The sequence below is a fragment of the Sorangium sp. So ce295 genome, from assembly GCF_051527405.1.
Classification (GTDB): Bacteria; Myxococcota_A; Polyangia; order Polyangiales; family Polyangiaceae; genus Sorangium; species Sorangium cellulosum_B.
The window spans coordinates 763,020-777,973 of sequence record NZ_CP150324.1 but is presented as its reverse complement, the minus strand read 5'-3'; the positions used below and the strand labels follow the sequence as shown (position 1 = coordinate 777,973).

At 70.4% G+C, this 14,954-nt stretch carries 10 protein-coding genes; all 10 read right to left on the bottom strand.

Annotated elements, in window-relative coordinates; all coding sequences use genetic code 11:
- Window positions 1–70: 70 nt before the first annotated feature.
- Complete coding sequence (locus WMF11_RS02920; RefSeq protein ID WP_437549275.1) at window positions 71–1,285, bottom strand: NADH-quinone oxidoreductase subunit D; 1,215 nt, start codon at window positions 1,283–1,285, stop codon at window positions 71–73.
- A 3-nt stretch (window positions 1,286–1,288) separates the two neighbouring features.
- The gene (locus WMF11_RS02915; protein ID WP_437549273.1) at window positions 1,289–1,942 is read right to left on the bottom strand and encodes an NADH-quinone oxidoreductase subunit C; all 654 of its coding nucleotides are present in this window, start codon (window positions 1,940–1,942) and stop codon (window positions 1,289–1,291) included.
- On the bottom strand, window positions 1,939–2,484 hold the full coding sequence (locus WMF11_RS02910) for an NADH-quinone oxidoreductase subunit B (RefSeq protein ID WP_437301525.1): 546 nt from the start codon (window positions 2,482–2,484) through the stop codon (window positions 1,939–1,941). Before WMF11_RS02910 ends, WMF11_RS02915 begins: the two co-directional genes overlap by 4 nt.
- A gap of 26 nt (window positions 2,485–2,510) precedes the next feature.
- On the bottom strand, window positions 2,511–2,867 hold the full coding sequence (locus tag WMF11_RS02905; RefSeq protein WP_437297602.1) for an NADH-quinone oxidoreductase subunit A: 357 nt from the start codon (window positions 2,865–2,867) through the stop codon (window positions 2,511–2,513).
- A gap of 245 nt (window positions 2,868–3,112) precedes the next feature.
- A complete protein-coding gene (locus WMF11_RS02900; RefSeq protein ID WP_012233156.1) occupies window positions 3,113–4,234 on the bottom strand; it encodes a hypothetical protein in 1,122 nt (373 codons plus the stop codon).
- A 345-nt stretch (window positions 4,235–4,579) separates the two neighbouring features.
- A complete protein-coding gene (locus WMF11_RS02895) occupies window positions 4,580–7,123 on the bottom strand; it encodes an MXAN_6577-like cysteine-rich protein (RefSeq protein ID WP_437976335.1) in 2,544 nt (847 codons plus the stop codon).
- 233 nt (window positions 7,124–7,356) lie between these two features.
- Window positions 7,357–10,140, bottom strand: coding sequence for an MXAN_6577-like cysteine-rich protein (locus WMF11_RS02890; protein ID WP_437976334.1), 2,784 nt, complete (start codon window positions 10,138–10,140; stop codon window positions 7,357–7,359).
- A 134-nt stretch (window positions 10,141–10,274) separates the two neighbouring features.
- Complete coding sequence (locus WMF11_RS02885; RefSeq protein WP_437976333.1) at window positions 10,275–11,474, bottom strand: alpha/beta fold hydrolase; 1,200 nt, start codon at window positions 11,472–11,474, stop codon at window positions 10,275–10,277.
- A gap of 819 nt (window positions 11,475–12,293) precedes the next feature.
- Window positions 12,294–13,256, bottom strand: coding sequence for a TIGR02757 family protein (locus tag WMF11_RS02880; RefSeq protein ID WP_437549263.1), 963 nt, complete (start codon window positions 13,254–13,256; stop codon window positions 12,294–12,296).
- Entirely contained in the window at window positions 13,253–14,944 is a 1,692-nt protein-coding gene (locus tag WMF11_RS02875; protein WP_437906880.1) for a sensor histidine kinase, read from the bottom strand. Before WMF11_RS02875 ends, WMF11_RS02880 begins: the two co-directional genes overlap by 4 nt.
- Window positions 14,945–14,954 lie beyond the last annotated feature (10 nt).

Genomic DNA, 14,954 nt, shown 5'->3' with positions numbered 1-14,954 from the left:
GATTCCCGGCGGGGCCGCGGAGGGCCCTTGCTTTCCTAAGTCGATGACGGGAGCGCTCCTCGCGCCGTCGCTAGTGGTCGCACTCCCCGCCGATCATGTTGAGGGAGCCGAAGGTCGGCACGACGTCGGGGATCATCAGCCCGGTGATGAGCTGGGAGAGCCCCTGCGTCGTGGCGAAGCACGGCGGGCGGATGCGCACGCGGTACGGCGTGCCGCTGCCGTCGGACACGAGGTAGAAGCCGAGCTCGCCGTTGCCGGCCTCGGTGTACGAGTAACACTCGCCCGCGGGCACCTTGATGCCCTCCATGACGATCTTGAAGTGCTGGATGGTCGCCTCGATGGTCGTGTAGACCTCCTCCTTCGGCGGCAGCACGATGCGCGGATCGTCGATGTTGATGGGCCCCTCGTCGGGCATCTGCTCGAGCGCCTGCTCGATGATCCTCCCCGCCTGGCGGATCTCCTCCTGGCGGCACATGAACCGATCGTAGTTGTCGCCCCGCGTGCCGACCGGCACGTCGAAGTCGAAGCGGTCGTAGACCATGTACGGGTTCGCCCGGCGCACGTCGTAGGGCACGCCGGTCGCCCGGAGCACGACGCCCGTCCAGCCGAGCGCGAGCGCGTCCTCCTGCGAGATCTGCCCGACGCCGTCGAGGCGATCGAGGAAGATGCGGTTCTTGAGGATGAGCTTCTCGGCGTCGTTGATGAGCGCGAGCACGCGCTCGAGGCCCACGCGGACCATCGCCTTGAAGTCGGCCGTGGGCGGCCGCGCCATGCCGCCGACGCGGCCGAAGCTGTGCGTCAGGCGCGCCCCCGTCTCCTCCTCGAAGATCTCCCAGAAGATCTCGCGCGCGCGGCACAGGTAGAGGAACGGCGTGAAGGCGCCGAGCTCCATGGCCATGGCGCCGCTGCAGATCATGTGATCGCAGATGCGCGCCATCTCGCCGAGGATCACGCGGTAGTACTGGCAGCGCTCGGGGACCGTGACGCCGAGCATCTTCTCGACCGCCAGCGCGAAGCCGACGTTGTTGAGCATCGGCGAGACGTAGTTGAGCCGGTCGACGTACGGGAAGACCTGCGACCACGTGCCGCGCTCGCACATCTTCTCGAAGCCGCGGTGCAGGTAGCCGATCTGCACGTCGGCCTTGTTGATCGTCTCACCGGACAGCTCGAGCACGATGCGCACCGTGCCGTGCATCGCCGGGTGGGACGGCCCCATGTTGAGGAGCATCGGCTCACTCGGTAGGTCGAGCTCCGCCTCGTCCAGCTCGCGATCCAGGGGTTCCATGGGTCAGCTCCGCTCCTCCAGCGCGCCCGCGCGCCTGCCGTTGCTCACGGCCTCGTCTCCGTCGATCGACGCCCCGGGGCCACTCCGCGCGAAGTCGTGCGACTGGCGGCCGAAGCTCATGCCCTCGTCGGGGCCGAACGGCGGCAGCTTGCCGGTGTTCGGCACGTCCCGGAACGGGATGAGCGGCTGGATGCGGTTGGCCGGGTAGTCCTTGCGCAGGGGGTGCCCCTCGAACTCCGGGTACATCAGGAGGCGCCGGAGATCCGGGTGCCCCTTGAAGACGATGCCGAGCAGGTCGTAGCACTCGCGCTCGAACCAGTTCGCGCCCTTCCACACCGGGACGATCGAGTCGATCTCGGCGCCGTTGCCCTCCTCGTCGCCGACGCGCGCCTTGATCCGGATGCGGTGGTTGCGCTCGAGCGACCGCAGGTGGCAGACCACCTCGAAGCGGGGCACGTCGCCGCGCCAGAGGTAGTCGACCGCGGTCAGGTCGACGAACATGTTCATCAGGGTCCGCGGGTCGTTGCGGAGGAACAGGGCGGCGTCGCGCCACACGGCGGGATCGAGCACCGCCGTGTCGTCGCCGAACTGCGAGTGCGTCTCCAGGACGGCGCCCGGGAACTGCGCCGTGAGGAGCTCTAGGACCTTCTTGCTCATGGCAGGCTCCGCTCCTTGCGCTGGAGGGTGACCAGGTGCTCCGTCGTCTGCGCCGGGTCCTCGCGCGGCTTGACGATCGCCGGCGTGCGATCGCCGCGCGCGATCTTGTCCTGGAGCAGCATGAGGCCGTCGAGCACCGCCTCGGGGCGCGGCGGACAGCCGGGCACGTAGACGTCGCAGGGGATGACCTTGTCGATGCCGGCGACGGTCGTGTAGTTGTCGTAGAAGCCGCCGCACGAGGCGCACGTGCCGAAGGCGAGCACCCACTTCGGGTCCGCCATCTGCTCGTAGATGCGGCGGAGCGCCGGCGCCTGGCGCTGGCTGATGGTCCCCACCACCCAGAGCAGGTCGGCCTGGCGCGGCGAGAAGCGCGGCACCTCGGCGCCGAACCGCGCCATGTCGAAGCGCGGGCTCGCCATCGCCATGTACTCCATGCCGCAGCAGGCCGTCACGAACGGGTACTGGAACAGCGAGTACTTCTTCGCCCAGTTCAGCAGCGCGTCCACGCGCGTGGTCGCGAAGCCGTGCTCGGAGCCCTCCATCACCCGCGTCGAGGGCCCACCGGCCTTCACTTCTCCCATTCCAGAGCTCCCTTCTTCCACACGTACACGAGCGCCACGACGAGCAGCGCGACGAACGAGCTCATCGTCGCGAGGCCCGTCCACCCGAGGGTGCGGAACTGGACCGACCACGGGTAGATGAGCACCGCCTCGATGTCGAACACGACAAAGAGGATCGCCGTCAGGTAGAACTTCACGCTCGGCTTGACGAACCGCCCGCCCGTCGAGTCGCTGCCGCACTCGTACGGGATCATCTTCTCGGGCGTCGGGTTCCTCGGGCCGAGCAGCGACGTCAGCGTGAACATCGCGAGCGCGATGATCGCGGCGACGAGAAACAGCAGGAACAGGGGGATGTAGGTGGCCATCGAGAGAGCACTCCTACGCGTCGACCCCTGGAGGGGTCGACCATCTCGCCGAGGCGCGCGGCGTCTCGGGGCGAGACCTCGGGGCCCACGGCCCCGAACCATGCAGTCCAAAAAGGTGAGAGCGACGCGGCGATGCTGCCTGAAGCAGCAAAAATCCGAGCGATCCCGGCTTAATCCGCGCCGGATCTAGTCGGCCGCCGCGGGGGTGTCAATGGAGGCGGTCGGCCAACCGGTGGACCGCGATCCTAGGAGCGGTTCGCGGCCAGGACCAGCCCTCGCCACGCGGTGAGCGCCGTCCCCAGGCTGGCCTCGATCTCCCGGATCTCCTCCACCATGTCGGCGTCCGCCACGCCCACGCTCCGCGCTTCGCGGACGCAGGCGAGGGCGGCGACGAACTTCTTGCGCTGCACGAACGCCCGCGCGAGCAGCGGCCAGATCTGCTTCGGCGGGGCGCCGAGGTTGGCGGCGCGCCGGAGGGGGCCGATGGCCTCGCCGGCCCGGCCGTCCTCGAGCATGGCCTCGCCCAGCCGGCGGAAGATGTCGCCGGCCGCGGCCCCGTCGTGCGCATACTGGACGGCGAGGCGCATGACCTCCTCGCCCTGGTGCTCCTCGCCGAGCTTGACGCACGCGGTGCCGAGGAGGCCGAGGCCCTTGGCGATCAGGCTGCGGGCGTCCGGCGTGAGCATCTGCCCCTCGGGCGTGCGCAGGAAGATCGCGAGCGGGGCCGGCCAGGTGCCGAGCAGCTGGATCACCTTCGGGAAGTCGCCGCGCTGCGAGGCGACCTCGGCCTCGGCGACCTTCGTGAGATCGATGGCGGAGCGCGCGCCGGCCGAGGCGCGCTCGAGCTCGTCGCGCACGTGCGAGCGGATCCGGGCGCGGAACTCGTTGAGCTCGTGGGTCTCCTCGATGCCGTCGCGCAGGAGGAGGAGGCGCGAGGTCTTCCCCTCGACGGCGAGCTTGCGGAGGCTGTAGCCGTAGAGCGGGGCGAGCAGCAGGTAGCGGACCCCGATGTGGAGCTGGATGCCCTCGAGGTCGGTGTCCCGCTCGGGCGCGGGCGGCGTCGTGTCCTCCGTGAGGAGGGCGCCGACGAGGCGGTGGCGGAAGTCCGCGAGCGTGAGCCGCTGGACGTCGCCGTCGATGTCCTCCTCGCCCGGCGGCGCGATAACGAAGTCGACCAGGGTGTTGTCCGGGTTGCGGCGGTCGACGGTGAGCGCCGTGATGCGGGCGCCCGTAATCATCGAGAAGGCAAAGAACGCCTCGCCCACGATCTCGCAGAGCGCCTGGAAGCTGCCGATGCCGTCGCCTATGCGCTCGAACCAGCCGTCGGTCCGAACGGCATCGAGGGAGAACACGCGTTCCTTTGGCATGGTTCGACCCGGATCACAGGGGCGCGTCCCGGACGACGGGCGCAAGTCCCAAGGGGGCCGAGACTCGCACGGGCGGGCGCCGCTCTCAAGAAAACTCCTAGGGCGGGCCCGTCGACAGCGTCGACGCGTCGCCCGCGTCGCTCACCGACGAGAGCGCTGGCCGCCTTCCATGGCTCCCGATCGTTCCATGCCGCTCCACCTGCCCCCACGCGCGCCGATCCGCGCCTCCCCGGCCCGCGGCCCCCGAGCCCGCCGCCGGTCCCGCCTCGGCGGCCGACCCGCCACAGCAGCCGTGCCGCCCCGCTCCCCCCCGGCCGGCGGGTCACCGAGCAGGGCGCGCCCCGCTCAAGGGACAGCGGCGATGTTGAGGGTGAGGTTGCCGGAGGAGGAACGCCGGCTGTCGCCGATGATCGTGATCACCTGCCCTTCGGTGAGGGTCACGGTCACGCGCGAGCTGGCCATGACCGCGTTGTCGTTGCACGCGAGCTCGGGGCCGGAGCAGCTGTCGCCGTCGTGCACGTGAAGGACGGTGTCGAAGTTCGACGACAGCGTGTCGATGACGTAGGTCCCGTCCGCCGGCGCGGTGAACCGATAGACCCTGTCGTTGCCGCTCGACGGGACGCAGCTCGGTGTGCCCGAGTTCGGCTGGAACAAGGTGGAGCCGCTCGTCGTCTGCGGGACCGTCGAGCCGAGATCGACGGGGTTCCCGCAGATGCCGTCCCCCTGGAACAGGCTGATGTTGAGCTCGAACTCGCCCGCGGCCTGAGGTTTGGCGCTGGCGCCATCGACCACGACGACGGTCTCCTGCCCCGCAGCGAGCGGCACCACGACCCGCGACTGGACGCCCGCGGCGTTGTCGTTGCAGCCGAGCACCGCGCCGCCGCACGTGCCGGCGTGCACGTGGACGAGCGTGTCGAAGCTCGATCCGAGCGTATCGAAGACGTACAATCCGTCGGCCGGCGCCGTGAAGCTGTACGCCCTGTCTTCGCCGCCGGGCACGCCGCACGGCGCGCTCACGTAGTCGCCGGCGCCGGCGGTCGTCCCCGACACGGTCTGCGGGACGACCGACTCCAGCGCCTTCTCCGGGCACGGGGGGCCCGGGGTGCCGCTCACGTTGAGCGTGTACGCGCCGTGCTTCCCGGACGCGCCGTCCACGACCACATACGCCGTCTGCCCCTGCGCGAGGGGCGTGGACACCTGCGATTGGGACGACAAGCTCTCCGCGTCGTTGCTGCACCCCAGCAAGGCGCCCGTGCAGCTGCCGTCGTGAACGTGGAGCACCGTGTCGAAGGTCGAGCCGTTCGTATCGAACGTGTACCGGCCGGCGATGGGCGCCGTGAAGCTGTAGCTGACCTCGGGGGAATTGCCCGTGGCGCAGTCCGGCGGGGGCTGGAGGACGCCGTCGCGGCCTGACGTGCGGCCCGTGATCGTCTGCGGGTAGGCGGAGCCCAGATCCATCATGGGGCACGCGGGCGGAGCCCACGCGTCGACGTTCAGCGTATAGGGCCCACGCGCGCCCTCGAAGCCGTCGATGACCGCCACGACCGTCTGGCCGGCGCGGAGCTCCACCGTGGCGCGCGACTGCGACCCTTCTCCCGCGTCGTCGGAGCAGGTGAGCACGTCGCCATCGCAAGCGCCATCGTGCAGCTCCAGGATCGTATTGAACCCGGAGCCGAAGGTATCGAATACATACTTCCCGGCCGCCGGCGCCGTGAACATGTAGCTCGCGTCGGGGCTGTCTGCAGCTCCGCACGTCGGCCTGATCGCGTCGCCGGAGTGCTCGGTGTTGCCGGTGACGGTCGCCGGGAGCGCGGCGTCGATCGCCCCCCCAGGGCACTTCGGCGGATCGGCCTTCGTCATGTTGAGCGTGAAATCGCCTTCCCCTCCGTCGAAGCCGGTCACGACGATGAGGACCTGCTGGCCCGCCTCGAGGACTGCGCGGACCCGCGATTGGGCGACCCCGGTGGCAATGTCATCGTTGCAGGCGAGCTGAGCGCAGGTGGTCGCTCCCAGCACCCCGATGGCCGTATCGAAGGTGGACCCGACGGTGTCCAGCGTGTATGTCCCCGCCTCGGAAGGCGTGAAGCGGTAGACCCGCTCCGACGAGCTGGCGGCCACGCACGCGAGATCGTAGTTCGTCTCGCCGCTGATGGTGGTCCCCGTGACCCTCTGCGGGAACGTGTCGCTGAGCTCGTCATACGTCCCGAGGACGCAGGTGCAGGCGCCTGCCTGGCATACCGCCCCTCGCTCGCACGCGACGCCGCAGGCGCCGCAGTGGAGCTGGCTCGTCTGCAGATCGGCGCACGCGCCATCACACGCCGCGAGGCCGGCGGGGCAGGTGCAGACGCCGTCGACGCACTGCTGGGCAGGCGCGCAGCTGGATTCACACTCGCCGCAGTTGCGCCTGTCGCTCAGCACATCGACGCAGGCGCCTTCGCACGCCGTGAGGTCGCCCGCGCACGCGCAGGAGCCGTCCGCGCAGACGTGCCCCTCCGCGCACTCGACGTCGCAATCGCCGCAGTTCCGCAGGTCGGTCTCGAGGTTCACGCATTTGCCCGAGCAGTCGGACTGGCCTTCTCCGCACGCCTCCCCGCCCCCGACGCCGGTCCCTATACCGCCGCCCTCGCCGCCGCCGCCCTCGCCGCCGCCCCCGCTGCAGCGGCCCTTCACGCAGAGCTGCCCCGCTTCGCAGGCGTCGCCGCACGCGCCGCAGTGATCGGCGTTCGCCTCGAGCTCGACGCACTCTCCATTGCACCGCGACAGCCCGTCGGGGCACTCGCTCGATACGTCGGGGCTCTCCGCGCAGGACGCCGCGAGGACGACCCCCGCAGCCAGGAGCAGCGCGGCGGACGACAGGGCGGGCCTGAGGCGCAATCCGGATCTATTCATAGCCATCCTTGGGGGGTGCGTGGCCGTTCGAGGCGAGCGGATAACGAGGCGTGCGCCAGGATACGCCCACGGCCGACGCATCCGCAACCGGCGGGGGTGCTCGGCTGGCGGCGCGCAGATCGAGCCGCGGCCCGGACCGCGCTCGCCGCGCCGCGCCGCGGAGAGGCGCCCTCGCGGGCTCGACGCAACAGGCGCCATCGTCGGGCCGGCTCCAGGGCACATTCAGCGCGGACTCAGAGCTTGGTGATCTTCAGCGTGAAGTCGCCGGACGCTCCATTGTACCCGTCGACGACCACGGTGATGGTCTGGTTGCGGGCGAGCTTGATCTCTACCTTCGACGCTTGCGAGCTGGTCAGGTCGTCGTTGCATTGTTGCTCGGTGCCGGCGCAGCCGCGCGTGTGGACGTGAAGGACGGTGTTGAACGACGAACCGATCGTATCGATGATATAGGTGCCGCCGATCGGGGCGGTGTAGGTGAACACGGTCTCCGGAGAGGACACGGACGCCGCGGACACGCATGTCGGCCTCACCGCGTCGGGCTGGCCTCGCGTGGTGCCGGTCCTGGTGAGCGACAGCGGCGATCCGAGGTGGATCGCCGTCGCGCAGGTCCCCGGGCCGGTGAACCGGTCCACCTGGAGCACGTAGTCGCCGGAGCTCACGCCGATGCCGTCGACGACGGCGAGGACGGTCTGATCGGCGGCCAGGGTGAGGGCGACACGCGACTGCCGACCGTCCGCGTTGTCGTTGCACCCGAGCGACGTCCCCGTGCAGCTCTCCTTCAAGAGCTGGAGTATCGTGTCGAAGCTCGATCCGAACGTATCGAAGATGTAGAGCCCGTCCTGCGGCGCGGTGAAGCGGTAGATCATGTCTGGAGCATGCGACGAGGAGCCGCAGGTCGGGCGAACGGACTCGGGGCGCTCCGCGGTGCTCCCTGTCACGAGCTGCGGCACGACGGAGCCGAGATCGATCGCCGTCGAGCAGGTGCCGCCGCCGGAGAACGGGGCAATGCGGAGCGTGAAATCGCCCGACGCGCCCGCGGCGCTGCCGTCCACGAGGAGGACGATCGTTTGCCCCTCGGCGAGCTCCAGCGTCAACCGCGACTGCTCGCTTTCCAGCGCGTCGTCGCTGCACGCGAGCTCGGCCCCGGTGCAGCTGCCGTCGAGGACGGAGAGGACCGTGTCGAAGCTCGATCCGAACGTATCGGCGATGTAGGTGCCGGCCGCGGGCGCGGTGAAGCGGTAGGTCACCTCGCCGGCGCCGGCGCCGCAGCTCGGGCGCAGGACGTCGGCCACATCCGCGGTCGTCCCCGTCACTGTCTGAGGCACCGTCGAGCCGAGATCGATCAGCGGGCAAGGGAGGACGAAGGTCTGGCTCACGTTGAGCTGGAAGGCGCCGGAGGCGACTGGAGCGTAGCCGTCCACGACGACGGAGATGGTCTCTCCCTCGCGGAGCATCACCTCCACCTGCGATTGCGTGCCAGAGGCGTCGTCGTTGCACGCGACGCTCTCGCCGCTGCATGTCCCCTTGTGGAGGTGCAGGACCGTGTCGAAGGAGGAGCCGAAGGTATCGAAGGTGTAGAGCGCGGTCGCCGGCGCGGTGAAGGCATAGGTGGCCTCGGGGCCGCTGTCCCTGGTGCAGGGAGACGGGAGGGCGCTCATGCGATCCGGGATAGCCGTGGTGCCTGTCACCCTCTGCGGAAACGTGGTGCCGAGCGTGAGCTCCGGACATGGAGGCGGCACGTACTCGGAGACGTTGAGCGTGAATGGCCCGGATCCGCCGTCGACGCCGTCGACGACCGCGACGACCGTCTGGCCCTCGGCGAGGTTCGCGACGAGGCGCGACGTCTTGGCTCCCACGGCGCTGTCGTTGTCGTTGCACGAGATCACCGCCCCGGAGCAGGACCCCTTGCGCAGCTCGAGGACGGTATCGAACGTGGATCCGGACGTGTCGAAGACGTACCCACCAGCGTGCGGCGCGGTGAAGCTATAGCTCGCGTCGGAGGTGTCGATTGAACCGCAACGCGTCGAGACGGCGTCGCCGAGCCGCCAGGTGTCCCCGGTGACGCTCAGCGGGAGAGCCGTCGCGAGGGTGTCGAGCGGGCACGCCGGCGGCGCCATCCGGTCGAGGTGAAGGGCGAAGTCGCCTTGCGCGCCGTCGTAGCCCGCGACGACGAGGAAGACGCTCTGCCCTTCCTCGAGGTCCACCGAGGCGCTGCCCGTCATCGCTCCCCCGCGATCGTCATTGCACGCGAGCGCCTCGCAGGCGTCGAAGTCCACGACGCCGATGGCGGTGTCGTAGCTCGATCCGGCGGTGTCGAACTTGTACCTGCCGGCCTCCTCCGCCGTGAACCTGTAGACGAACTCGCTCGATCCGACGGCCGTGCAAGCGAGCGAGAAATAGGCCTCCGCGCCGACCGTGGTGCCCGTCAGGAGCCGAGGGACCGTCGAGCCGATGTCCTCGTAGTCGCCAACGGCGCAGGCGCACACGCCCTCCCGGCAGAACAGCCCCGGGGCGCACGCCGCGCCGCACGCGCCGCAATGCGCCAGGTCGACGGCCAGATCGACGCACCTGCCGCCGCAGAGGGCGAAGCCCTCGTCGCAGACGCACGCCCCCTCCACGCACGTCTCGTGGACGGGGCAGCGCGCCTCGCAGGTCCCGCAATGCAGCGGATCGCTCTTCACGTCCACGCAGCCGCCGCCGCACGCCACGAGGCCGGAGGCGCACAGCTCGCCGCCCGCCCCGCCCCCGCCCCCGCCCCCGTCCCCGCCGACGCACACGCCCGCCTCGCACCGCGTCCCGCTCGCGCAGACGCCCTCGCAGCCGCCGCAGTGGTCCGGATCGGCCTGCGTGTCGAAGCACGCTCCCCCGCACGGCGTGAGGCCGTCATCACACGGCGCGGCGGCCGGGTCCTCCGCGCAGGACGCGGCGAGGGCGGCGAGGGCGACAAGCGCCGCGATCGTCAGCCAGAGCGCCATCGACGACGGCTCGAATCTCGCGCGCAATCCGGGGTGACTCATGAACATCCTTCGGCGGACAGGCCGGCCACCGCGCGGCTCCGAGAGATCCGGCGCCGAGGATACGCCTCTTCGCTTTCGCTCTGCAATCGTCGATCACCGCGCTTCCACACGCGCGCGATCGACCTCCACGGGCGTCAGGCGGCCGGGAGATCTGGCATCGGAGCGGCCTCGTCGGATGTCGGCTGACGCGCCTGGATGGCCTCCAGCGCCACGGCGCCCGTCTCGGGCCCCGGCGCGTCTTCGGCCTGCAGATCGGGGCCGAGGAAACGAGCGATCGGCTCGAAGAGCTCGACGCCTGTATAGGCGCCGACGGCCAGATCGCCGTGACCGTAATCTTCCCGCGCCCCGAAGTCGCGCCCGAGCACGAGAAAGCGCTTCGGCGTCTCCGGGCGATCGCGCCCCCATGCGTCGAACGCCGCGCGCACCGCCGAGGCGGGCGCTATCCTGTCGGCGCTGCCAGCGATGAACAGGGCCGGCGCCGCGACCGAGGCGAGGCCGTCCAGGACCCTCTCGCCGTCCACGCGGATCTCCCCGTCGCTCGCCATCCACGCGGCGAAGTCGGCGTTCAGCGCTGCTGGGATGTCTTCGATGCAGTTGACGAGCGCGAGCCGCGTGACGCCGGGAGGCACGTTGCGCGGGTTGGCCACGGCGTGATGGATGGGCGTCGGCAGCCACTCCGACGCGAACGCGACGCTGCGTGCCATGAGGCGGAGCGGGACGCCCGGCAGCAGCCGGCCCGGCAGGAAGCGCATGAGGCGCACCGGCGTGGTGACCCGGCCAGGCGAGCCGACGATGACGACGCGGCGGACCCGATCGCCGGCGACGCTCCGGCCGAGCGCCGCATAGAGGAGCATGCCCCCCATGGAGAAGCCGACATAATCCAGCGAACGGGCGCCGGTGCGCTCCAGGATCGCCTCGATGGCGCAGGGAAGATCGTACCGGACCATGGCGGAGAACCGGACGCTGCGGCGCTCGGCGCGGGTGAGGAGGCGGCCGCTGCGCAACGTCAGCAACCACACGTCGCGTCCGAGCGTGGCGAGGTGGCGAGCGAGCGAGTAATCGGGGTGGATGTCCTGGTTTCTGTGGTTCGCGGCGATCCCGTGGACCAGCAGGATCGGCGGCAGGTCCGGCTGCGCCTCCGCGCCGTCCGGGCGCGGGACGCGGCGGATCTCGATCGGCGCGCCATCCTCGGTCCGCAGGACCTCTTCCACGCTGTACTCGAGCGGCAGCGTCAGCCGCTTGACCCAGTAAAGGAGGTGCGCCCACAGCCCGATCGCCGCCAGCACCGCGAGCGCCAGCGCCACCAGGAGGGTTGCCCCGAATGTCCAGACCATACGGTCAATCTACCTGCTGGCGCTGCTTCCGCATGCAGGCAACCTCGACATTCTTTTCAGCAGGATGGACGGAACACAGGCCAGTCGCTCGTCGAGGCCGCAACCCAGTTCGCTCGTCTGGATGATCATGAATCCATGGGAACAGCACGTTTCACGATCATCTCCTGCAGCGCGTGAAAAAGTCACACAGCGTTCCGGAAGCCACTCCACCTCATCGCGCCGGACAGCGCGTGGGGCGACTGCCCCTGGCAGAAACGCACGTTGTCAACGGCGCGTTTTCCCGGGGATTCGCGTCTCGCGGGGACATGACCATGTGCCCAGGCCTACCGCGGCGCGCGATCGAGAGCTCCAGCACAGGCGTGCACAAAGGTTCCAGATCTACCAACCCGGAACGTGGCATGCGGATCGCAATACACCAGGGCGACGAGAGAGCCGGCGAGGGTCCCGTAAGCACCCGGGAAAGGGGGCACGGCAAGAAGAACGCCGCAGCAGAGCTCGGGGGGGCTCGGTTGCGGCGCTCTTCCTGCCGTGCCGTCTGCCGGACGGCCGCGCTCATGCGCTTGCCGGAGACAAAATGAAAAAAGCGCCTCGCGGACCTGGGGGGGGAAGGTCTCCGCGACGGCGCTCGCGTGTCATTTTGCAGGCTCCGTGCCGACCCACGCAGTATAGAATTTCAAATACTTACGCCAAACACAACCAGCCACCATTGCACGACTGAAAATCACAGTTGCAATCCGATTCAAATTCGAAGGCCTTCGCGTTCTCGATCTGATCGGGGTTGTAGCTGTTCCGGACGGAAATCTGCCGTTCGAGGCGTGTTCACTCGTCCCAGTGGCGGCAAACCGGCTTCACGCCGCACCCCTGGCAGCGGACCGGATCGCGCCGCGACGGGCATTGCTGGAGCATGCCGAGGTGGCAGAGGGCGAAGTCGTACTTGACCGGGTCGGCTGGATCGAAGCCGCGGAGGGCCGCGGTGATCTCCTCTGCCGTCTTCCAGGTGGCGCCCCTGCGATCGGTGAGCCCGATGTTGTAGCCGAGCTTCTCGATGTGCGTGTCGACCGGGATGAGGAGGGCCGACGGGGGCACCGGCCACAGGCCGAGGTCCACGCCGTCCGCGGGGCGGATCATCCACCGCAGCAGGAGCATGAGCCGCTTGGCGGCGCTGCCCTTCTCGGGATCGGGGAGGATGTGCGCGGCTCCGCGGTCGTCCGGGCGCCGGTCGAGGCCGCCGGCGCGTCGGATCGCCCGCACCCAGGCCCCGAGGGCCTGGCGCAGGTCGCGGGTGCGCGAGAGCTCGGCCGCAAAGGCGGCGCCGAGCGAGCCCGAGGCCCGCTGCACCCGCCGCGCGCCGACGATCAGCCCGACGAGGTCGCGATCGCGGTAGATCCGGTGCCGGAAGCCGCGCAGCCGCGCCGAGACGGCCCGGGCGTCGTCGGCGGTGAGGGCGATCTCCGGCCCGAGGCGATCGAGCGCCTCGCCGATCTTGGCGTGCAGCGCCTTCACGTTGCCGAAGGCGAGCGACGCGGCGATGAGCGCCACGAGCTCCTGATCGGCCGGGTCCGTGTAGCGGTGGACGAAGGAGACGGGGTCTCGCGCGCGGCGCTCCTCGACCGCGCACCGCGCGCGCACCCCGTCGAGCGCCGCCTTGACCGCGGCGCCCCGCGCGGCGTCGCCCGGCCGGGGCGCCGCCTTGACCGCGGCGTCCTTCCGCTGCTGAGGCGCCGCCTTGACCGCGACGTCGCCCGGCCGGGGCGCCGCCTCGCCGCTCCCGCGCGCCCTCACGGCGACCCCGCGTCCGGCGCCGGATCGGCCGCGACCGGCTCGGCGCTCGCGGCGCGCTCCTGCGCCTCCCGGTCGTGCTCCAGCGCGGGGAGCGACACGACGAACGCGCTGCCGCGCCCGTCGTCGGTGAGCGGGCTCTCGACCCGCACGGCGCCGCCATGGCTCTCGGCGATGTGCTTCACGAGCGCGAGCCCGATCCCGCTGCCGCGCACCTGCCGCTCGCTCGCCCGCCGTCCGCGCGCGAAGCGCTCGAAGATGTGCTTCTGCTCGTCGGGATCGATGCCCGGCCCGCGGTCGCTCACCCGGATGGTGACCTGCCTCGCCTGGCGCGTCAGCGCGGCGAGGCGCCCGCCGCCCCCGCCCTCGGCCTCCACCGCGACGGCGACGCGGCCGCCGTCCTTCGCGTACTTGAGCGCGTTGTCGAGCAGGTTCACGAGGGCGAGCTCGAGCGCGCGCGCGTCGATGAGCGCCTCGGGCAGCCCCTCGGCGATCGTGAGCTCGACGGTCATCTCCTCGCGCTCGGCGCGGTAGCGGTACATGTCGACGGCGCGCGTCGCCACCTCGGCGACGCTCCCGCGCGCGAACTCGTAGGCGGCCTTGCCCCGCTCGACGCGGGCGAAATCGAGGACGTTCTCGATGAGCGCGGTGAGCCGCTCGCTCTCGCTCACGATGATCTGCAGGTACTGGCGGCGCTTCTCGTCGTTGGGGACGCGGCCGCCGAGGAGGAGCTCGCCGAACATGCGGACGAGCGAGAGCGGCGTCTTGAGCTCGTGGGACACGTTCGCGACGAAGTCGCTCTTCAGCGCCGCGAGCCGCCGCTCGTTCACGGAGGCGAGCACGACGATCGCGAGCCCGGCCAGCGCGACCAGGGCCGAGAAGCCGACCATCAGGATCTCGATCAGGCGCTGCCGCTCGACCTTCTCGCCGAGCTCCTCGGCCGTGGTGAGCGCCATCTGGAGGCGCCAGTTGTAGAGCGTGGTCGGGAAGGGGCGCCCGACGGTGAACTCGCCGCCGATGATGGGCGGGCCGAACACGATGCGGCCCTCCTCGTCGATGACGTTCATCCGGCTCTTCTCGCGATCGAGGTCGCGGAAGAGCCGGGGCATCACCTCGTGGACCAGGCGCGGCACCTCGTGCCACGCGACGATGAGGCACTTGCGCCCCGCGTGCTCGCGCTGCCAGTAGCTCACGAGCAGGCTCTGCTGATCGATGACGTGGTGGAGGTGGCGCAGCTCGGCCGTGTCGCCGGTGAAGTTCATCTGCGGCAGGAGGCGGGCGAGCAGGAGCTTGCGGAAGGCGTCGTCCTCCCGCCCGGACGCGCCGCGCGAGGCGAACGCGAGCACGTCGTGCGCCTCGTTGTCCATGTCGAGGACCAGGATGGCGCGCACGGTCGGCGTCTCGCGGGCCGCCGTGGGGAGCCACCGCCGCGCGATGACCGAGAGGTTCGCCACGTCGACGTGCGCGGCGACGACGTTGTCCTGGGCGATGATCAGCTTGTCGAGCCGGTCGACGCGCTCGTCGGCGAGGGTGAGCGTCGCGTCGAAGACGGTCTGCTGACGCGCCTTCTCGATCTGCAGCGTCGTGCGCAGGGCGATCCCGCCGAGCACGAGCACGGCGACGACGATGGCGGGGACGAGGGCGAAGTACGGGACGCGATGGCGCTTCCCAGCGGAGGGGAGGAGGTCCATCGCTCGGCTC

What these genes read in the sequence shown, in the direction of transcription:
- WMF11_RS02920 (WP_437549275.1), bottom strand. Translation starts at nt 1,285, where the DNA reads ATGGAACCCCTGGATCGCGAGCTGGACGAGGCGGAGCTCGACCTACCG.
- WMF11_RS02915 (WP_437549273.1), bottom strand. Translation starts at nt 1,942, where the DNA reads ATGAGCAAGAAGGTCCTAGAGCTCCTCACGGCGCAGTTCCCGGGCGCC.
- WMF11_RS02910 (WP_437301525.1), bottom strand. Translation starts at nt 2,484, where the DNA reads ATGGAGGGCTCCGAGCACGGCTTCGCGACCACGCGCGTGGACGCGCTG.
- WMF11_RS02905 (WP_437297602.1), bottom strand. Translation starts at nt 2,867, where the DNA reads ATGGCCACCTACATCCCCCTGTTCCTGCTGTTTCTCGTCGCCGCGATC.
- WMF11_RS02900 (WP_012233156.1), bottom strand. Translation starts at nt 4,234, where the DNA reads ATGCCAAAGGAACGCGTGTTCTCCCTCGATGCCGTTCGGACCGACGGC.
- WMF11_RS02895 (WP_437976335.1), bottom strand. Translation starts at nt 7,123, where the DNA reads ATGAATAGATCCGGATTGCGCCTCAGGCCCGCCCTGTCGTCCGCCGCG.
- WMF11_RS02890 (WP_437976334.1), bottom strand. Translation starts at nt 10,140, where the DNA reads ATGAGTCACCCCGGATTGCGCGCGAGATTCGAGCCGTCGTCGATGGCG.
- WMF11_RS02885 (WP_437976333.1), bottom strand. Translation starts at nt 11,474, where the DNA reads ATGGTCTGGACATTCGGGGCAACCCTCCTGGTGGCGCTGGCGCTCGCG.
- WMF11_RS02875 (WP_437906880.1), bottom strand. Translation starts at nt 14,944, where the DNA reads ATGGACCTCCTCCCCTCCGCTGGGAAGCGCCATCGCGTCCCGTACTTC.